At 65.6% G+C, this 16,315-nt stretch carries 21 protein-coding genes and 1 tRNA gene; 4 read left to right on the forward strand and 18 right to left on the reverse strand.

The genetic code is table 11. From position 1 onward, the window contains the following. Window positions 1–2: 2 nt before the first annotated feature. Complete coding sequence (rplM, locus tag ACP69V_RS07325) at window positions 3–476, reverse strand: 50S ribosomal protein L13 (RefSeq protein ID WP_135196089.1); 474 nt, start codon at window positions 474–476, stop codon at window positions 3–5. 265 nt (window positions 477–741) lie between these two features. Between rplM and ACP69V_RS07330 the strand changes: the two genes are divergently transcribed. Continuing rightward, window positions 742–2,127: an alkaline phosphatase PhoX gene (locus ACP69V_RS07330; protein WP_426023274.1), complete on the forward strand. Its 1,386-nt coding sequence runs from the start codon at window positions 742–744 to the stop codon at window positions 2,125–2,127. On the opposite strand, the gene ACP69V_RS07335 is transcribed toward ACP69V_RS07330, so the two are convergent. Then, window positions 2,096–3,196, reverse strand: coding sequence for a COX15/CtaA family protein (locus ACP69V_RS07335; protein WP_426023275.1), 1,101 nt, complete (start codon window positions 3,194–3,196; stop codon window positions 2,096–2,098). The genes ACP69V_RS07330 and ACP69V_RS07335 overlap by 32 nt on opposite strands. Window positions 3,197–3,331: 135 nt before the next feature. Here ACP69V_RS07335 and ACP69V_RS07340 point away from each other — a divergent pair, with 135 nt between their 5' ends. Both ACP69V_RS07340 and ACP69V_RS07345 read left to right on the forward strand, forming a co-directional pair. Then, the gene (locus ACP69V_RS07340; RefSeq protein ID WP_426023276.1) at window positions 3,332–3,583 is read left to right on the forward strand and encodes a transglycosylase; all 252 of its coding nucleotides are present in this window, start codon (window positions 3,332–3,334) and stop codon (window positions 3,581–3,583) included. Further along, complete coding sequence (locus ACP69V_RS07345; protein WP_135195977.1) at window positions 3,583–3,777, forward strand: DUF2842 domain-containing protein; 195 nt, start codon at window positions 3,583–3,585, stop codon at window positions 3,775–3,777. The genes ACP69V_RS07340 and ACP69V_RS07345 overlap by 1 nt, the downstream gene beginning before the upstream one ends. A 76-nt stretch (window positions 3,778–3,853) precedes the next feature. Here ACP69V_RS07345 and ACP69V_RS07350 read toward each other — a convergent pair. The 7 genes from ACP69V_RS07350 to ACP69V_RS07380 all read right to left on the reverse strand — a co-directional run bounded on the left by ACP69V_RS07350 (window position 3,854) and on the right by ACP69V_RS07380 (window position 8,006). Next, window positions 3,854–3,930 (reverse strand) — tRNA-Pro (locus tag ACP69V_RS07350). Window positions 3,931–3,989: 59 nt separating this feature from the next. Then, window positions 3,990–4,397, reverse strand: a complete 408-nt coding sequence (locus tag ACP69V_RS07355) for a MerR family transcriptional regulator (protein WP_426023277.1) — start codon at window positions 4,395–4,397, stop codon at window positions 3,990–3,992. A gap of 5 nt (window positions 4,398–4,402) precedes the next feature. Further along, window positions 4,403–4,711, reverse strand: coding sequence for an integration host factor subunit alpha (locus tag ACP69V_RS07360; protein ID WP_135196090.1), 309 nt, complete (start codon window positions 4,709–4,711; stop codon window positions 4,403–4,405). Window positions 4,712–4,800: 89 nt separating this feature from the next. Then, a complete protein-coding gene (locus ACP69V_RS07365) occupies window positions 4,801–5,778 on the reverse strand; it encodes a beta-ketoacyl-ACP synthase III (RefSeq protein ID WP_426023278.1) in 978 nt (325 codons plus the stop codon). Continuing rightward, window positions 5,775–6,851, reverse strand: coding sequence for a phosphate acyltransferase PlsX (gene plsX, locus ACP69V_RS07370; RefSeq protein WP_426023279.1), 1,077 nt, complete (start codon window positions 6,849–6,851; stop codon window positions 5,775–5,777). The genes ACP69V_RS07365 and plsX overlap by 4 nt, the downstream gene beginning before the upstream one ends. Window positions 6,852–6,957: 106 nt before the next feature. Then, a complete protein-coding gene (locus ACP69V_RS07375; RefSeq protein ID WP_426023280.1) occupies window positions 6,958–7,476 on the reverse strand; it encodes a YceD family protein in 519 nt (172 codons plus the stop codon). A 5-nt stretch (window positions 7,477–7,481) separates the two neighbouring features. Next, window positions 7,482–8,006, reverse strand: a complete 525-nt coding sequence (locus ACP69V_RS07380; RefSeq protein ID WP_426023281.1) for a ubiquinol-cytochrome C chaperone family protein — start codon at window positions 8,004–8,006, stop codon at window positions 7,482–7,484. A 91-nt stretch (window positions 8,007–8,097) separates the two neighbouring features. On the opposite strand from ACP69V_RS07380, the gene ACP69V_RS07385 reads away from it, so the two are divergent. Further along, complete coding sequence (locus tag ACP69V_RS07385; RefSeq protein ID WP_409717904.1) at window positions 8,098–8,577, forward strand: outer membrane protein assembly factor BamE; 480 nt, start codon at window positions 8,098–8,100, stop codon at window positions 8,575–8,577. Between the two features lie 73 nt (window positions 8,578–8,650). On the opposite strand, the gene ACP69V_RS07390 is transcribed toward ACP69V_RS07385, so the two are convergent. The 9 genes from ACP69V_RS07390 to nrdR all read right to left on the reverse strand — a co-directional run bounded on the left by ACP69V_RS07390 (window position 8,651) and on the right by nrdR (window position 16,313). Beyond that, a complete protein-coding gene (locus tag ACP69V_RS07390; RefSeq protein WP_426023282.1) occupies window positions 8,651–10,798 on the reverse strand; it encodes a sodium-translocating pyrophosphatase in 2,148 nt (715 codons plus the stop codon). A 191-nt stretch (window positions 10,799–10,989) separates the two neighbouring features. Then, window positions 10,990–11,418 (reverse strand): hypothetical protein, encoded by a 429-nt coding sequence (locus tag ACP69V_RS07395; protein ID WP_426023283.1) that lies wholly within the window; start codon window positions 11,416–11,418, stop codon window positions 10,990–10,992. A 43-nt stretch (window positions 11,419–11,461) separates the two neighbouring features. After that, window positions 11,462–12,451 carry a thiamine-phosphate kinase gene (thiL, locus tag ACP69V_RS07400; protein ID WP_426023284.1) on the reverse strand — a complete coding sequence of 330 codons (990 nt, stop codon included), beginning with the start codon at window positions 12,449–12,451 and terminating at the stop codon, window positions 11,462–11,464. Continuing rightward, the gene (nusB, locus tag ACP69V_RS07405) at window positions 12,451–12,975 is read right to left on the reverse strand and encodes a transcription antitermination factor NusB (RefSeq protein ID WP_409717916.1); all 525 of its coding nucleotides are present in this window, start codon (window positions 12,973–12,975) and stop codon (window positions 12,451–12,453) included. The genes thiL and nusB overlap by 1 nt, the downstream gene beginning before the upstream one ends. Beyond that, on the reverse strand, window positions 12,972–13,433 hold the full coding sequence (ribH, locus tag ACP69V_RS07410) for a 6,7-dimethyl-8-ribityllumazine synthase (RefSeq protein ID WP_426023285.1): 462 nt from the start codon (window positions 13,431–13,433) through the stop codon (window positions 12,972–12,974). The genes nusB and ribH overlap by 4 nt, the downstream gene beginning before the upstream one ends. Then, on the reverse strand, window positions 13,430–14,563 hold the full coding sequence (gene ribB / locus ACP69V_RS07415; protein ID WP_426023286.1) for a 3,4-dihydroxy-2-butanone-4-phosphate synthase: 1,134 nt from the start codon (window positions 14,561–14,563) through the stop codon (window positions 13,430–13,432). Before ribB ends, ribH begins: the two co-directional genes overlap by 4 nt. Further along, window positions 14,564–15,154, reverse strand: coding sequence for a riboflavin synthase (locus ACP69V_RS07420; RefSeq protein WP_426023287.1), 591 nt, complete (start codon window positions 15,152–15,154; stop codon window positions 14,564–14,566). Window positions 15,155–15,222: 68 nt separating this feature from the next. After that, window positions 15,223–15,843, reverse strand: a complete 621-nt coding sequence (locus ACP69V_RS07425) for a RibD family protein (protein ID WP_426023288.1) — start codon at window positions 15,841–15,843, stop codon at window positions 15,223–15,225. After that, window positions 15,843–16,313, reverse strand: a complete 471-nt coding sequence (gene nrdR, locus ACP69V_RS07430) for a transcriptional regulator NrdR (protein WP_426023289.1) — start codon at window positions 16,311–16,313, stop codon at window positions 15,843–15,845. The genes ACP69V_RS07425 and nrdR overlap by 1 nt, the downstream gene beginning before the upstream one ends. Window positions 16,314–16,315: the final 2 nt, after the last annotated feature.

Consider the following 16,315-nt stretch of genomic DNA (forward strand, 5'->3'; position numbering starts at 1 on the left):
GCTCAGGCGCTCCGGGTGTTCTTGGGCGACGCCGACTTGAAGTCGATCGTTTCCGGTTGCTGGGCTTCGTGTTCGTGTGCGCCGCCGGCGAACAGACGCAGGTGCGTCATCTGCTTGCGGGCCAGCGGGCTTTCTTTCGGCAGCATGCGCTCGACGGCCTTCTCAAGCACGCGCTCGGGGAAGCGGCCGCCCAGGACCTTCTCGGGGGTCGTCGACTTGACGCCGCCCGGGTGGCCGGTGTGGCGATAATAGACCTTGTCGGTCGACTTCTTGCCGGTGAACACGACCTTGTCGACGTTGGTCACGACGACATAGTCGCCGCAATCGACGTGCGGGGTGTAGTCGCCGCGGTGCTTGCCGCGCAGACGGTTGGCGATGAAGGTCGCGAGGCGGCCCACCACGACGCCTTCGGCGTCGATGTGGATCCACTTCTTCTCGACCTCGGCCGGCTTCAACGAAGCCGTAGTGCTCTTCAGCATTGAGAGGGTTCCTGGAGACGAAAATCGGGTCCGGCCCCTGAAGGAACCGAATGAAGGCGCGCTGATACAGGAGACGATTGGTCGCGTCAACGCACGCAAACGCAACGTATTCACCCTACCGCATTGTTTTAACGTAATTTTCTAAATACGGTATTAAAATACCCGGTCCCGCGACGCCATTTGCCGTTATGAAATAACAAAAATCGTCATCAAACCATGATCATTCCGAGGCATCGGGGGGCGACACCTTCGGAGCCTTCTCATGATCCTTCACCGTCGCGGCCTGATCGCCTCCAGCGCCGCCGCCGCCTTCGCCGGTCTGGCGCGCCACGCCTCCGCCCAGGCCGCGGGGGAGGAAACCTACGTCAACGAGGTCCAAGGCTATGGCCCGCTGGTGCGCGACACGAACCGGCTGCTCGACCTGCCCGAGGGCTTTTCCTACCAGGTCGTGGCCCAGAGCGGCGACACCATGGCCGACGGCCTGTTCGCGCCGGGGCAACCCGACGGCATGGCCTGTTTCCCGCTCGAAGGCTCGCGCGTCGCCCTGGTGATCAACCACGAGCTCAAGGGCTCGTCCGGCCTGCACCGCAACCTCGGCCCCGGCGGTCTGCGAGAGGAGCGGCTCGGCCTGCTGGACACCGCCAAGGCCTATGACACCTACAAGGACGGCCGCCCCCTGCCCGGCGGCTGTTCCACCATCATCTACGATCTGGCGACCCGACAGATGGTCAGCCAGCATTTGACCCTGGCCGGCACCTCGACCAACTGCTGCGGCGGTCCGACGCCCTGGGGCAGTTGGCTGACCTGCGAGGAAACGCTGGAGACGCCGGCCGACGCCGATGTGACCAAGAACCATGGCTGGGTGTTCGAGGTGCCGGCGACGGCGACTGGCTTGGTCGATCCCGTGCCGCTGAAGGCCATGGGGCGTTTCGACCACGAGGCCATCTGCATCGATCCCCGCACGGGCATGGTCTATCTGACCGAAGACGACAACACCGGCCTGTTCTACCGCTTCATCCCCAAGGTCCCGGGCAAGCTGGCCGAGGGCGGGCGGCTTCAGGCCATGGCCTGGAAAGGCGTGCCCGCCGCCGACACCCGCAACCAGGACGTCCGCACCTGGGCCGTCGGCGACTGGCGCGAGATCGAGTGGATCGACATGGACGATGTCGAATCCCCCAACGGCGACCTGGCCAAACGCGGCCATGCGGCCGGCGCGGCCCTGGTGGCGCGCGGCGAAGGCGTCTGGTGGGGCGACGACGAGATGTATTTCACCGCCACCTCGGGCGGACCGATCCGGCGCGGCCAGGTCATGCGGCTGGTTCCCGGCCTGAACGGCGCGGCCGACCGGCTGCAGTTGTTCGTGGAAAGCACGGACCTGAAGACCATGAACATGGCCGACAACATCACCATCGCGCCGTGGGGCCACCTGATCCTGTGCGAGGACAACTATTCCACCGACGTCCGCAACCACCTGAAGGGCGTCACCCCGGACGGCAAGGTCTATACGATCGGACGCAATGTCTTCACCGGCAATTCCGAGTTCGCCGGCGCCTGCTTCTCGCCGGATGGCGAGGTGCTGTTCGTCAACATCATGTATCCGGGCATGACCCTGGCGATCAGAGGCCCATGGTCCTCGGTCCGGACATGAAGATCCGGGGCTGAGCCCTCAGCACCAGCCATAGGTTCGCCGTCGCCACAGCCAGGACGACGGCGGCGCCGCCCTGATGCAGGACACCCAGCCACACCGGCACGGCGTGCATCAGGGTGACGATCCCCAGCAGGGCCTGGAACCAGACCACGCCCGCCAGAACGAAGGCGGCCAAGCCCATCCCCTCGGCCACACGCCAGCGCCAGGCCTGGAAGGCGTAGATGCTGACCGCGATCAGCAACCCATAGGCCACCAGCCGGTGATTGAACTGCGTCAGGGCCTGATCGTGCAGGAAGGCGCTTGCGCCCAGGCTCCAGTCGGCGGGGGGCAACACCGCCCCGTTCATCAAAGGCCAGTCGGTATAGACAAGCCCTGCGTGCCCGCCCGCGACCAAGGCGCCCAGCAGGCACTGCACGAAGACCGCGCCCAACACGAAACCGGCGCCCCGCGCCCAACACGACGGCGGCCGTCCGTGGTCCTCGCCGTGCCACGCCTCCAGCGCTGTCCAGATCAGGGCCGCGAACAGGATGAAGGCCAGGCCCAGGTGGGTCGCCAGCCGCTCAGGCGCGACGCTGACCCGCTCCGACAGGCCGCTGGACACCATCCACCAGCCGATCAGCCCTTGCAGACCGCCCAGGACCAGCAGCACGACGCAGCGCCAGATCAGCCGGTCCGGCATGGCCCACTGGCGGAACAGCGAGCGCGGCGGCGCCACACGGCACAGCAGGAAGAAGGCCAGCGGCAGGGCGAACACCATGCCGATCAGACGGCCGATCAGCCGGTGCAGCCATTCCCACCAGAAGATGCCCTGAAACTCGCCCAGGCTCATGCCGGCGTTGATCTGGGCGTACTGGGGGATCTGTTTGTACTTGTCGAAGGCCTCGGCCCACTGGGCGTCGTTCAGCGGCGGGATCGCGCCCATGATGGGCTGCCATTCCGTGATCGACAGACCCGATCCAGTCAGGCGGGTAATGCCCCCGACCACAACCATCAGGAAGACGATGGCCGCCGTGGCGAACAGCCACACGGCGACGGCGCGATTGCGATCTGGATTTCCGAAACGGTTCATTCGACGCCCGACACTGACCCGGATATGGTGTCGCGCTCGACGATGACCAAATCGCGACCGGTGCGGTATGCCCGCCTGGAGCGCCAAGATCGAGTCGGATTGAGTTAACGGCGATGACGCCGCAGGAGATCAGGGTTGCAATACGCCGATATCGCCGCCGCCGTTGTGGGCGGCCTGCTGCTGGCCTGGATCGCTGACCTTCTGACGGGCCGACGCGGCTTCGGCGGCACCAGCCTGGTGTCCGGCGTCGGCCTGGCCTGTGGCTGGTTCCTGGCCGTGCGCGTCTTCGCCATCAGCACCATGGACAGCTGGGTCTGGGTGCCGTGGGCCCTGATCGGATCGGGCTTCTGCCTGATCGCCTTCTTCCTGTTCAGGAACAAGCGCTGATGCACCCGCGACTGCGTCGCTTCGTCGCCGCGATCGGCGTGCTGGCCTTCCTGATCTTCTGGGTCTGGGGCCTGATCGCCCTGCGCGGCATGTTGCCTGCGTCGCAGTGGATCGATTTCCTGTTCTTCGGCATCGGCGGCACCGCCTGGGGCCTGCCGCTCATTCCATTGCTGAAGTGGGCCGAGCGCGGCTGAAGGCCAACTTGGGCCCAGAAAAGGCGATGGGGCCGCCCGTAAGGACGACCCCACCATCATCATTCTTTTGCAAGAATGGTCGGAGCGACAGGATTCGAACCTGCGACCCCTTGACCCCCAGTCAAGTGCGCTACCAGGCTGCGCCACGCTCCGAAGGCGCTCCCTATAGACGGGGGGATCGTCGTCCGCAAACGCTAAAACGACTTTTCCACCTACCTTGAAAGAACGGCGTCCAGACGGGCCTTCGCCTGCTCCAGATCGGCGAGAACCTGCTGCAAATTCGAGGTTTCGAGCCGCCCTATGTCGGACTTGGCGGAACTGATCGCGACATCGCCGTCCTCGATCAGGGCGGCGGCTTCGGCCCCGATCAGCTTTTTCAGCCCCTGTTCCGTGTGCAGACGCTGGACGCCGCGAATCGTCAGGCCGTCATCGTGCAGCAGCCGCTTGACCGCCTTGAGCACAGCGATGTCCTGAGGACGATAGAATCGCCGCCCGCCTGCCCGTTTTACCGGCGTGACGAAGGCGAACTTGGTTTCCCAGAAGCGCAGCACATGCTGGGGCGCGCCGACCTCTTCGGCCGCTTCGGAAATCGTGCGAAAGGCGTCGGCGCTCTTGGCCACGCGCGTCAGTCCTCGACGACGGCGTCGTGAACCCGGCTCTTCATGATCTGCGAGGCGCGGAAGCTGATGACCCGGCGCGGATTGATCGCCGCCGGTTCGCCGGTCTTGGGATTGCGGCCCATTCGGGCGCGTTTCTCGCGAACCTGGAAGACGCCGAAGCCGGACAGCTTCACCGTCTCGCCGCGTTCCAACGATTCGACGATCAATTCGAGGGTGCGCTCGACCAGGCTTGAGCACTCCTGACGCGACAGGCCGACCTCATTGTGTACGGCTTCGCACAGGTCAGCGCGCGTCACGGTCTGTTGGCCTGCCATCATATCCCCGCTCATGCGATCCGCTCGCATTCATAGGGCCGCAAAGGCCCCGAAAAATCAATGCCTATGGCCGATTTAAAGTCGCCACCTCAAAGCCGTAGGGCGCAGGCGCCCCAGGTCAGGCCGCCGCCCATGGCTTCCAACAGGACCATATCGCCCTTCTTGATCCGACCGTCCTGGATCGCGGCGTCCAGCGCCAGCGGAATGGAGGCGGCCGAGGTGTTGGCATGGGTCGCGACGGTCGAGATGACCTTGTTCTCGTCCAGACCCAGCCGGTCGCCGACGCCCTTGATGATGCGCTGATTGGCCTGATGGGGCACGAACCAGTCCACGTCCGCAATCTCGATGTTCGCGGCGGCGCAGGCGGCGGTGATGCCCTCGGCGATATTCACCACGGCATGGCGGAACACCTGGTTGCCGGCCATGCGCAGATGACCGACGGTTCCGGTCGTCGACGGGCCGCCATCGACATACAGCAGATCGGTCTTGGAGCCGTCGGCGCGCAACGCAAAGCCCAACATGCCCTGATCGTCCGACGTCCCCTGCCCTTCGCGCGGTTCCAGCACCACGGCGCCGGCGCCGTCACCGAACAGAACGCAGGTGGTCCGGTCGGTCCAGTCCATCAGCTTCGTCATTTCTTCGGCCCCGATCACCAGGGCGCATTTCGACAGACCGCGCGCCACGAAACCGTCGGCGACGCTCAAGGCATAGACGAAACCGGAGCAGACAGCCTGAACATCAAAGGCGATACCGACACCGGCGCCCAGCTTGGCCTGAACGATCGAGGCGACGGCGGGGAAGGTCATGTCCGGCGTGGTGGTGGCCACGATGATCAGATCGACATCTGTCGCCGTCTTGCCCGCATCGGCCAGCGCCTTCTTTGCGGCTTCGACCGCCAGGTCGCTGGTTGGCTGGTCGTCGCGCGCCTTGTGGCGCTGTTTGATGCCGGTGCGCTCCTGGATCCATTCGTCGGACGTATCGACGAACTTGGCCAGGTCGGCGTTGGTGACGATCTGTTCCGGCAGATAGGAACCGACGCCGGTCACGGCGCTGCGGGTGACGCTCACTGGAGGGGTTCTCCCACGGATGCGGCGGGCTTGGCGGCATGATCGAACACCGCGTCCAGCTTGCCCAGGTTGTCCCCCACCTTGCTCATATAGTCGCTGCGGGCCAGATCGACAGCGATGCGGATCGCATTGCCGAAACCCTTGGCGTCGGCGCCGCCGTGGCTCTTGACCACGATGCCGTTCAGACCCAGCAGAGGCCCGCCGTTGATGGTGCTGGGATCGATCTTCTGACGCATCTTCTTCAGCGCCGGCATGGCGATAACCGCACCCAGCTTGGATTGCAGGTTCGAAGTCAGGGCCTCTTTCAGCAGGGCCGAGATATAGCGCGCTGTGCCTTCTGCGGTCTTCAGCGCGATATTGCCGGTGAAGCCGTCGGTGACGACCACGTCGACCGTGCCCTTGGCGATGTCGTCGCCCTCGACGAAGCCGTGATAGTTCAGGTCGAACGGGCCGTCGCGCAGGATGGCGTGCGCCTCCTTGACCTGCTCGTTGCCCTTCATGTCCTCGGACCCGACGTTCAGCAGGCCGATCGTCGGGCGCGCAATGCCGCGCACCGCGGACTGGAAGGCCTCGCCCATAATGGCGAACTCAACCAGTTGTTCGGCGTCGCTGCCGATATTGGCGCCGACGTCCAGAACCGCCGTATGGCCTTTGAAGGTCGGCCAACTGGCGACGATGGCCGGCCGCTCCAGCCCCGGCGCGGACATGCGCAGAATCAGTTTCGAGATCGCCATCAGGGCGCCGGTGTTGCCGGCCGAAACGACGCCACCTGCCTGTCCCGTCTTCACCGCCTCGATGGCGTTCCACAGGCTGGAGCCCTTGCCGCGCCGCATGGCCTGGGCCGGCTTCTCGTCCATGGCCACGACCTTGTCGGTATGGCGGATTTCGCAGATGTCCGCCGCTAGGCCGCATTTCGCCAGTTCGGGCGCGATCTTGGCCTCGTCGCCATGCAGAAGGAAGCGAACGCCCTCGCCGTCATTTGCGCGGATGTAGCTTCGGATGCCGGGGACGACGACGGATGGCCCGTGATCGCCGCCCATGGCGTCAAGCGAGATCGTAACTGGGGCTGGCAAATGGACCTCGTTTGGGCGCGTCGTCTTGTCGCGCGACGCTTGGCAGTATGCGCTGGACGATAGCGCCGAAGCCGGGGGATGCAACCACCCGGCCCCTGCGTCAACCTCAGCCTTTATCGTCCTGAGATTTAAGCGCCTTCAAGGCGGCGAAGGGTGAAATCTCGCCCGGCTCCTCCGGTTGCACGAATTCCGCGCCCGGCTTGCGCGGGAAAGGATCCAGCGACAGCAGCAGTTGTTCGACGGCGTACTGACCCAGGTCGATCTTGCCGTCCTCGATCACATCGGCGTCTTCCTCGTCCAGCGTGACCTCGATTTCCTCAGTCTCCTGAGGCTTGGCCTGAACCAGCTGGATCGAAAAGCGGCGATCCACATCGACCGGCAAAGGCTCCAGCGTCAGGCCGCAGGACTGAACGGCATGGGCCGTGATGCGCCCTTTCAGGGTCCACTCGCTGGTGGACGGGGTCGGTTTCACGTCGAAATCCACCACGAAGTCTTCAAGGCCCTGCAGATCCAAAGCGCGGGCGATTCGCTTGCGCGTGTCCGCATCCGGTTCGAGCTTCCGGTTCAATCCGGCCCCGATCTGATTGACCCGCACCGTCTCGCTGTAGGGGAGCGTCACGCTCATCTGCCTCAAACTTCCGCCCAGGCCGGCGTCGCCAGCACCTTGTTGAAATCCTGCGCCGCCAGAGCCGCGCGTGTGGTCAGCGCATAGCGCGCCAGCGCCTCTGCGTGCATCGCCTGCGGCTCCGCATAGACGTTCTTCGCCATCGCCTCCGCCAGAGCGACGGCGTCGCCGGCGCGCAACGGCTGCTCGTAGGCGTTCATCCGCCCATACAGAGCCTCGCCCAGTTTGCGCATCTTCTTGCCGACGGCGACGTCGCCGACGCCTTCCTCGCGCAGGGCATGATCCAGCGCGGAGACATAGACGTCGAACACAGCCTGGGCCGCATCCTGGCCCTGGGCCGTATTCTCGTCGCGCAGCCGCAGCACCAAAAGCAGCACGTGCAACGTATAAAGCTCGAATCGGGCGTCGATACGGTCGGCGACGCCCAACCGCGTGTAGAAGGCTGGATTACGCGCCTGGCTGACGGCCTTGGCGTACAGATCGTCGCCGATACGAACGCCGGGTCGCGGCTTGAACAGGTTTTTGAACATGGGTTTCAACGGCCCCTTTTCCGCCGCGCCGTTGAACTAGGACGCAGGTCCGTCTAGGTCAAAGACCTTGTTCTCTCGCAGGCGCCCGACCATGTCCCGTTTCGTCCCGCTTTTCGTCGCCGTTTCGCTGGCCGGCCTGTCCGCCGCCTGCGCTCCGACCATCGGCTCCAACGGCTTCCAGGCCATCGACGCCAAGCCGCAAGACGTGGTCGCCGGCACGGACACCAAGGAAACGGTCCTGGCCAAGCTGGGCTCGCCCTCGACCACCTCGACCTTCGAGCCCGATCAGGTCTGGTACTACATCAGCCAGACGACCGAGAAATACACCTACAACCTGCCCAAGGTCTCCACCCGCACGGTGACGGAGATCACCTTCGTTCCTCAGGGGGACCAGGTGGCGTCGGTGCGCACACTGGGCCTGACGGACGGCGAGCAGATCGCCATGAACCGCAACGAGACGCCGACGCGCGGTCGCGAGCTGACGGTGCTTGAACAGTTGCTGGGCAACGTCGGCCGCGGCCAACTGCCCCGCACCGACGAAGACACGCCGGGTCAGCGTCGCCCCGACTAAGGCGACCTTCTTCCCAAACAAAGACGCCCCGGAGATCGCTCTCCGGGGCATTTTCGTATCGCAGTCTGACGACCTAGCCGATATTGCCGCTCGCCAGCACCGCCAGCAGAAGCAGGGCGACGATGTTGGTGATCTTGATCATCGGGTTCACCGCCGGACCGGAGGTGTCCTTGTAGGGATCGCCGACCGTATCGCCGGTCACGGCCGCCTTGTGGGCTTCTGAACCCTTGCCGTGGACGACGCCGTTCTTGTCGGTGAAACCTTCCTCGATCACCTTCTTGGCGTTGTCCCAGGCGCCGCCGCCCGAGGTCATCGAAATGGCGACGAACAGGCCGGTTACGATCACCCCCATCAGCATGGCGCCCAGGGCCGCAAAGGCGTTGGCCTTATCCGAGATGCCCAGGATGGCGACGAAAAGGACGATGGGCGACAGCACCGGCAACAGCGACGGCACGATCATCTCGCGGATCGCCGCCTTGGTCAGGATGTCGACCGCCCGGCCGTATTCCGGCTTCACCTCATAGGTCATGATGCCAGGGTTCTCACGAAACTGGCGCCGCACCTCGGCGACAACCGCCTCGGCTGCGCGACCCACCGCCATCATCGACATGCCGCCGAACAGGAAGGGCAGCAGCCCCCCGAACAGCAGGCCGACAACGACATACGGGTTGGTCAGGTCGAAGGCGATCGGCCCCATATTGGCGAAGAACGGATAGTCCGCCGGATTGGCCGAGAAATACTGCAGGTCCGACGTATAGGCCGCGAACAGCACCAGCGCGCCGAGGCCCGCCGAACCGATGGCGTATCCCTTGGTCACGGCCTTGGTCGTGTTGCCCACGGCGTCCAGCGCATCTGTCGAATGACGCACGTCGCTGGGCAGGCCCGCCATCTCGGCGATGCCCCCGGCGTTGTCGGTCACCGGCCCGAAGGCGTCCAGCGCGACGATCATCCCCGCCACGCCCAGCATGGTTGTGGTGGCGATGGCGATGCCGAACAGACCCGCCAACTGGAAGCTGGCGACGATGCCGACGATGATCGTCAACGCCGGAAGCGCCGTGGATTCCAGCGACACGGCCAGACCCTGGATGACATTGGTCCCATGACCCGACACTGAGGCGTTTGCCACAGACTGCACAGGCCGGAAGTTCGAACCGGTGTAGTATTCGGTCACCACCACGATCGCCGCCGTCACCGCCAGACCGACCATGCCGGACCAGAACAAGGCCATCGGCTGGATTTCCAGACCGCTGGCCGTCACGATCGGCCCCGTCACCATCTGGTTTATCACCCACCAGACTGCGCCGATGGACAGGACGCCAGTCACGATCAGGCCCTGATACAGCGCCCCCATGATGTTCTGGCTCTTGCCCAGCCGCACGAAGAAGCTGCCGATGATGGATGTGACGATGCACACCGCACAGATCGCCAGCGGCAGGACCATCATCACCCCGACATAGGGCTGATCCCTGAAGAAGATCGCCGCCAGCACCATGGTCGCGACTGTCGTCACCGCATAGGTCTCGAACAAGTCCGCCGCCATGCCGGCGCAGTCGCCGACGTTGTCGCCCACATTGTCGGCGATAGTCGCGGCGTTGCGAGGATCGTCCTCGGGAATCCCCGCCTCGACCTTGCCCACCATGTCGCCGCCCACGTCGGCGCCCTTGGTGAAGATTCCCCCGCCCAACCGCGCGAAGATCGAGATCAGAGAGGCGCCGAAGCCCAGCGCCACCAGCCCGTCGATCACCTCGCGGCTGGTCGAAGCCAGGCCCAGATGATGGGTCAGCACGATATAGTAGCCGGACACGCCAATCAGGGCCCCGCCCGCCACGAACATGCCGGTGATGGCGCCCGAGCGGAACGCCAGGTTCAGCCCCTTGGACAGGCTTTCGGACGCGGCCTGCGCCGTGCGCACATTGGCCCGCACCGAAATCAGCATGCCCGCGTAACCGGCCGCGCCGGACAGGACCGCGCCGATCAGGAAGCCGAGGGCGGCGTAGACGCCGATCAGGAAATAGGCGGCGATCAGGATCACGACCCCGACCATGCCGATGGTCAGATATTGCCGCTTCAGATAGGCGGAGGCGCCTTCCTGGATGGCGGCGGCGATCTCTCGCATCTTGTCGTTGCCGGTGCTCGCCTTCATCAGCACGGCGGTCTGAGCGGCGCCATACAGCACCGCCAGCACACCGGCCGCGAAGACCAGCGTAAGTGAGTTCGTCATTGGCGTTTCCATGCCCTTGCAAACAGGCGCGCAGGCCTTGGCGCGGTCGGGCGTTATCGCCTCTGTCCGCCTTCCGGTCCCCCCGCACGCGGCGGACGCGTCAGTGCGTCCCTTGGGATTTGCAGGGGGAGCGTGTCATGGGCGTCGAAGTGACGCAACCGTGATCGCTGACGTCTCTGCTGACGGCGCCGTCAGCGCGTGGTCGGCATGCCTGTGCGCCGTCTCGGGTTCTGGGCGATCACCTCGACGCGCCGAACCGATCCAGGGCCGGAGATCGTGTTCGCGGCCGAGACCAGGGCGGCAGACAGGGCGCGTTCGTCCAGGCGGGTCCAGTCGCCGGGCACGGTGAAGGGCCTCTTGTGCGCGGCCCGGACCAGGGCGTCGCGGAAGAAGGCTTCCTTGGGCCGCATCTGTTCGACGGTCTTGCCCGCCCCCAGTTCCAGCCGCAGCGACACGAACACATAGTTCCGCAGCCGCCCGCCCTCGATCACAGGCAGGCCGAGGCCGGCGATGCCGAGCGCGGGGGATGCGGCCGGGGCGTCGCTGGATGCGGCGGCGCGCGTGGCGGCGGCGGCCGTCAGGGCGGCGGTTCCGGCGGCGATCAGCGTTCTGCGGTCCATCAGGTCAAGATGACCGACGGGCGTTAGGATTCCCTTGCCGACTTCAGCCGTGGGTCCAGCCGCTGCGTACCATTTTGATGGGCTTGCCGTCATAGGTCACGGTCAGACCTGATCCGGCCGTGACCTCGCCGATACGGGTCAGACGCAGCAGGCGGCGTTCCGCCTCGCGACGAAGGGTTTCCTCGTGCCGCGGGTGGGCCGTGAAGGCGATCTCGTAATCGTCGCCGCCGCTGGCCAAGTCTTCCAGCGACAACTGCGGATCGACCCGGTCGTCGAACCAGGCCTGGGCCGCCGCCGACAGCGGTAGGACGTTCAGGTTCAGCGTCACCCCCGCACGACTCGCCCTGGACACATGGGCCAGGTCCGCCGCCAGCCCGTCCGACACGTCGATCGCGGCCGTCGCCAGCTCCCGCACCACGTCGGCGAAGTCCAAACGGGGCGTCGGGGTGCGGTAGTGGCTCGTCAGCGCGTCGATCCGCTCGGCCTCCAGCGACAGTTCACCCCGCGCGGCCCGCAGGCCCAACAGGCCGTCGCCGATCACGCCGGTGACGAACACCAGGTCTCCGACCTGGGCGCCCGCGCGAGAAACGGTCTTGCCCGTCGTCGCCCAACCCATGGCCGTCAGCGAAAAGGACGCCGGCCCGGACGTCCTGACCGTGTCGCCGCCCAGCAGATGCACGCCGAACTTCGCCTGATCCTCTGCGAGCCCCGCCGCAAAGGCCTCGCGCTCGGGCCAGCCGCAGCGTTCGGACCAGAAGCAGGCCAGCAGATAGCCGAACGGTTCTGCGCCCTTGGCCGCGAGGTCGGACAGGTTCACCCGCAGCAGCTTCCTGGCCACCATATCCAGCGGGTCGTCGGGCAGGAAATGCACCCCCTCGACCATCGCGTCCTTGGTCAGGACCAGATCGTAGCCGGGGCGCGAGGGCAGCACCGCCACGTCGTCGGCAAGTCCCCTGCCCCATTCGGGATGGGCCAGGGGCCGCAGCAGCCTCTCGATCGTCTCGAACTCGCCCGCGACGTCGAGCGCCGGCATTATTTGCGCGTGTCTCTGGACACGCCGTCCAGAGCTGCATTGACGAAGCGCGCCTCGGAATCGTCGAAGAAGGCCTTGGCCAGTTCGACGTATTCGTCGATCACGACCTCGCGCGGCGTCTCGGGATGTTTGATCAGCTCCCAGGCGCCAGAGCGCAGCAGGGCGCGCAGGGTGGCGTCGAGCCGCTCCAGCTTCCAGTTGGAGGCCAGGCGCGCCTTGATGGCCGCGTCGATGTCGCGTTGGCTTTCGATCACGCCGCGCACGATGTCGGCGAAATAGGCCTCGTCGGCCTCGGCGAGCGCTTCGCCCTCGATATCGGTGTCGAAGCGGAAGTTCGAGAATTCGGTGATCACCGTCTCCACACCCTCGCCTGCCAGCTCCATCTGATACAGGGCCTGGACGGCGGCGAGGCGCGACACGGTGCGGGCGCGGCGCTGTTTCGAGCTCAGATTCGGCTCGGCGCGCTGCTTTTCGGCTTCGGCGAGTTGTTCGAGGACGGCTTTGACGCTGTTCGGTTCAGTCATGCGCCGACGCCATGACGCAACCGCTTCTTCAATGCAATGAGGTCGAGGCAGGCCTTGGCCGCGCCGCCGCCCTTATCCCCTTCCGAAAGACGGGCCCGATACCAGGCCTGGTCCTCGTCTTCGGTCGTCAGGATGCCGTTGCCGATGATCACGCCCTTGACGCCCAAAGTCATGATGCCGGCCGCCGACTGGTCCGAGACGATCTCGAAATGATAGGTCTCGCCCCGGATGATCGTGCCCAGGGCGACATAGCCGTCATAGCGAGGCGCGGTCGGGAAACGCCCGGCTTCCTCGGCCAGGGCGATGGCCGGCGGCACTTCAAGTGCGCCGGGCACGGTGATGACGTCAAAGTCCACGCCCCGCGCCTTCAGCGTCTCCTTGGCGCCTTCCAGCAGGGCGTCGGCCAAGTCGTCGTAGAAACGCGCCTCGACGATCAGAATGCGGGGTTCGTCAGTCACGCCTTGTCTTCTCCATCCATGTCGCGCCAGCCGACGATGCGCAGGCCATAGCCCTCAAGCGCCGTCGGTTCGGGTCGCGTCGAACTCATCACGATCATGTCCTTGACGCCCAAGTCCAGCAGGATCTGCGCCCCCACGCCATAGGCGCGAAGCGACCGGTCCATAGCCGCCGGCTTGTCCACGCCCGCCAACCGTTCAGCCAGCGAGGTCAGCGACGGATCACGCAGGAAGACGACGACGCCAGGGCCGTCGTGATCGGTGATCTGCTTCAGGGCGGTCGGCACATAGTCCTGGCGCGCCTCGACATGGCCCAGCAGGTCGCAGGCGAAGTCCACCTGGTGCATCCGCACCAGTGTCGGCTTGGTCGGGTCGATCCGACCCTTGACCAAGGCGACGTGCTCGGCGCCCTCGATAGTGTTCTTGTAGAGCATCAGCCGGAACGGGCCGCCGTGAACGCTTTCGAACGGCGTATCCATGATCCGCTCGACGAACCGCTCGGTGCGGCGGCGATAGGCGATCAGGTCGGCGATGGTGCCGATCTTCAGACCGTGCAACTGAGCGAAGGCGACGAGGTCGGGCATCCGCGCCATCTCGCCGTCGTCCTTGATGATCTCGCAGATCACACCTGCCGGGGTCAGGCCCGCCATGCGGCTGATGTCCACCGCCGCCTCGGTATGGCCGGCGCGAACCAGCACGCCGCCGTCGCGGGCGACCAGCGGGAAGATGTGCCCGGGCGAGACGATGTCATCCATGCCCTTGGACGAATCGGTCGCCACATGGATGGTGCGTGAACGGTCGGCGGCAGAGATACCGGTCGTGACCCCGTCCTTGGCCTCGATCGAGACGGTGAAGGCGGTCTTCATGCTCTCGCGGTTGTCGGCGGCCATCGGCGGCAGGCGCAGCTGATTAGCGCGCTCGGTCGTGATGGCCAGACAGACCAGGCCGCGCGCCTGTCGGATCATGAAGTTGATCTGGTCGGGGGTCGCGAACTGGGCGGGGATGATGATGTCCCCCTCGTTCTCGCGGTCCTCGGCGTCCACCAGGATGTAGGGGCGCCCGTTGCGGGCGTCCTCCAGAATGTCCTCGATGGGACTGATCGGGCTGTCGTTCATGTTTGCGGCCAATTGCATTCAGGCGGTCTCCTGCCACCGCGCGAGGTAACGCGCCAGCATGTCGATCTCCAGATTGACCGGATCACCGACCTTCAGACGACCCAGGGTCGTCACCTCCCACGTATGCGGGATGATGTTCAGCGAGAATATCTGCCCCTCGACGGCGTTCACCGTCAGGGACACCCCATCGACCGTGATCGATCCCTTGGCGGCGATATAGCGATGCAGGGGCGCGGGCGCCTCGACCTCGACCCGGTGCGATCCGCCTTCGGGCGTGATCGAGACGACGCGGCCCAGGCCGTCGACATGGCCCGACACCACATGGCCGCCCATCTCGTCGCCCAGTTTGGCGGCGCGCTCCAGATTGACGCCGTCGCCGGCTTTCCAGGCGCCCAGGGTGGTCTTCGACAGGGTTTCGTTCGACACTTCCACGGCGAACCAGTCCGGCCCCTTCTCCGTCACCGTCAGGCAGCAGCCCGCATGGCTGATCGAGGCGCCCAGGTCGATGCCGTCGGTGTCCCAGACGGTTTCGATCTCATAACGGCGGTCGCGATCGGTCTCGCGGACCTCGCGGACACGGCCGATGTCGGTGACGATGCCGGTGAACATTGGACGCTGGCCCCTTTCGGACCCGAAAAACACAGTCTGAATAGTCTAATCGTCTGAAATCGACCGCGTCAGAGACGCGCGTAGCGTTCCCACAGGTCGTCCCCGACAGGCTCGACGCCCAGGCGACGGAACTTGGGGGCGTCGGCCAGCTTTGCAAGAGCCAGGGACGCCACGCAGGACCTGCCGTCGCCGCCCAGCAGGATGGGGGCTCGGAACCATTCCAACGCATCCACGAAGCCGGCGCGCAGGAAAGACGCGGCGACCTGCCCCCCGCCTTCGATCAGCACCGACTTGGCGCCCGCCGCCTTCAAAGCTTGCAGAACCGCCGGGATCGCCGGCCGCCCGTCGTCTGCCTCGACCCGTTTAACTTTGGCCGCACCGACCGGGTGTGGCTCGGCGACGGTCAGGATCAGGGTGTTCTCACGCGCCAGTTTCGCCGTCTGCGGCGTCCGCAAGCGACTGTCCAGCACGACCCGAAGCGGCTGGTCCACGCTGCGCCCCGGCAGGCGCGCGGTCAGTTCGGGGTCGTCGTGCAAAACCGTCTCGACGCCGACCAGGATGGCGTCATGCGCGGCGCGCAGGCGGTGGCCCTCCAGCCGCGCCGCCTCGCCGGTGATCCACTGGCTTTCGCCCCAGGCCGTGGCGATGCGCCCATCCAGCGAGGTCGCCAGTTTCAGGGTGACCCGCATCAGGCCTTGCCGGACGGTTCGTCGAACCCTTCGTCGCCCAGGAATTTGGCGAAGTCGCCCGTATGGCGGAAGTCCTTGTAGACCGAGGCGTAACGGACATAGGCCACCTCATCCACGCCCTTCAGCGCCTTCATGATGAAGTCGCCGACCGTGCTGGACTGGATTTCGGTTTCGCCGAGGCTTTCCAGCTGACGGACAATGCGGTTGACCATCTGCTCGACCTGATCGGCCTGGACCGGGCGTTTGCGCAGGGCCACGCCCAGCGACCGTTCCAGCTTGTCGCGTTCGAACGGCGTGCGTCGCCCATTGCGCTTCAGGATCACCAGTTCGCGCAGTTGCACCCGCTCGAAGGTGGTGAAACGCCCATTGCAGTGGGGGCAGGACCGACGGCGTCGGATGGCCGAGCCGTCGTCCGACGGCCGGCTGTCCTTCACCTGAGTATCCTGATGACCGCAAAAAGGGCACTTCATCA

It is taken from the genome of Brevundimonas sp. PWP3-1b1 (genome assembly GCF_049896065.1).
Lineage (GTDB): Bacteria > Pseudomonadota > Alphaproteobacteria > Caulobacterales > Caulobacteraceae > Brevundimonas > Brevundimonas intermedia_B.

Bases quoted from the DNA above. Each gene is read 5' to 3' on its own strand.
- nusB (WP_409717916.1), bottom strand. From the start codon at position 12,975: ATGACTGAACCGAACAGCGTCAAAGCCGTCCTCGAACAACTCGCCGAA.
- ACP69V_RS07380 (WP_426023281.1), bottom strand. From the start codon at position 8,006: ATGTTCAAAAACCTGTTCAAGCCGCGACCCGGCGTTCGTATCGGCGAC.
- ACP69V_RS07390 (WP_426023282.1), bottom strand. From the start codon at position 10,798: ATGACGAACTCACTTACGCTGGTCTTCGCGGCCGGTGTGCTGGCGGTG.
- ACP69V_RS07330 (WP_426023274.1), top strand. From the start codon at position 742: ATGATCCTTCACCGTCGCGGCCTGATCGCCTCCAGCGCCGCCGCCGCC.
- ACP69V_RS07420 (WP_426023287.1), bottom strand. From the start codon at position 15,154: ATGTTCACCGGCATCGTCACCGACATCGGCCGTGTCCGCGAGGTCCGC.
- ACP69V_RS07385 (WP_409717904.1), top strand. From the start codon at position 8,098: ATGTCCCGTTTCGTCCCGCTTTTCGTCGCCGTTTCGCTGGCCGGCCTG.
- thiL (WP_426023284.1), bottom strand. From the start codon at position 12,451: ATGCCGGCGCTCGACGTCGCGGGCGAGTTCGAGACGATCGAGAGGCTG.
- ACP69V_RS07425 (WP_426023288.1), bottom strand. From the start codon at position 15,843: ATGCGGGTCACCCTGAAACTGGCGACCTCGCTGGATGGGCGCATCGCC.
- nrdR (WP_426023289.1), bottom strand. From the start codon at position 16,313: ATGAAGTGCCCTTTTTGCGGTCATCAGGATACTCAGGTGAAGGACAGC.
- ACP69V_RS07345 (WP_135195977.1), top strand. From the start codon at position 3,583: ATGCACCCGCGACTGCGTCGCTTCGTCGCCGCGATCGGCGTGCTGGCC.
- ACP69V_RS07360 (WP_135196090.1), bottom strand. From the start codon at position 4,711: ATGGCAGGCCAACAGACCGTGACGCGCGCTGACCTGTGCGAAGCCGTA.
- ACP69V_RS07375 (WP_426023280.1), bottom strand. From the start codon at position 7,476: ATGAGCGTGACGCTCCCCTACAGCGAGACGGTGCGGGTCAATCAGATC.
- ACP69V_RS07395 (WP_426023283.1), bottom strand. From the start codon at position 11,418: ATGGACCGCAGAACGCTGATCGCCGCCGGAACCGCCGCCCTGACGGCC.
- ACP69V_RS07335 (WP_426023275.1), bottom strand. From the start codon at position 3,196: ATGAACCGTTTCGGAAATCCAGATCGCAATCGCGCCGTCGCCGTGTGG.
- ribB (WP_426023286.1), bottom strand. From the start codon at position 14,563: ATGCAATTGGCCGCAAACATGAACGACAGCCCGATCAGTCCCATCGAG.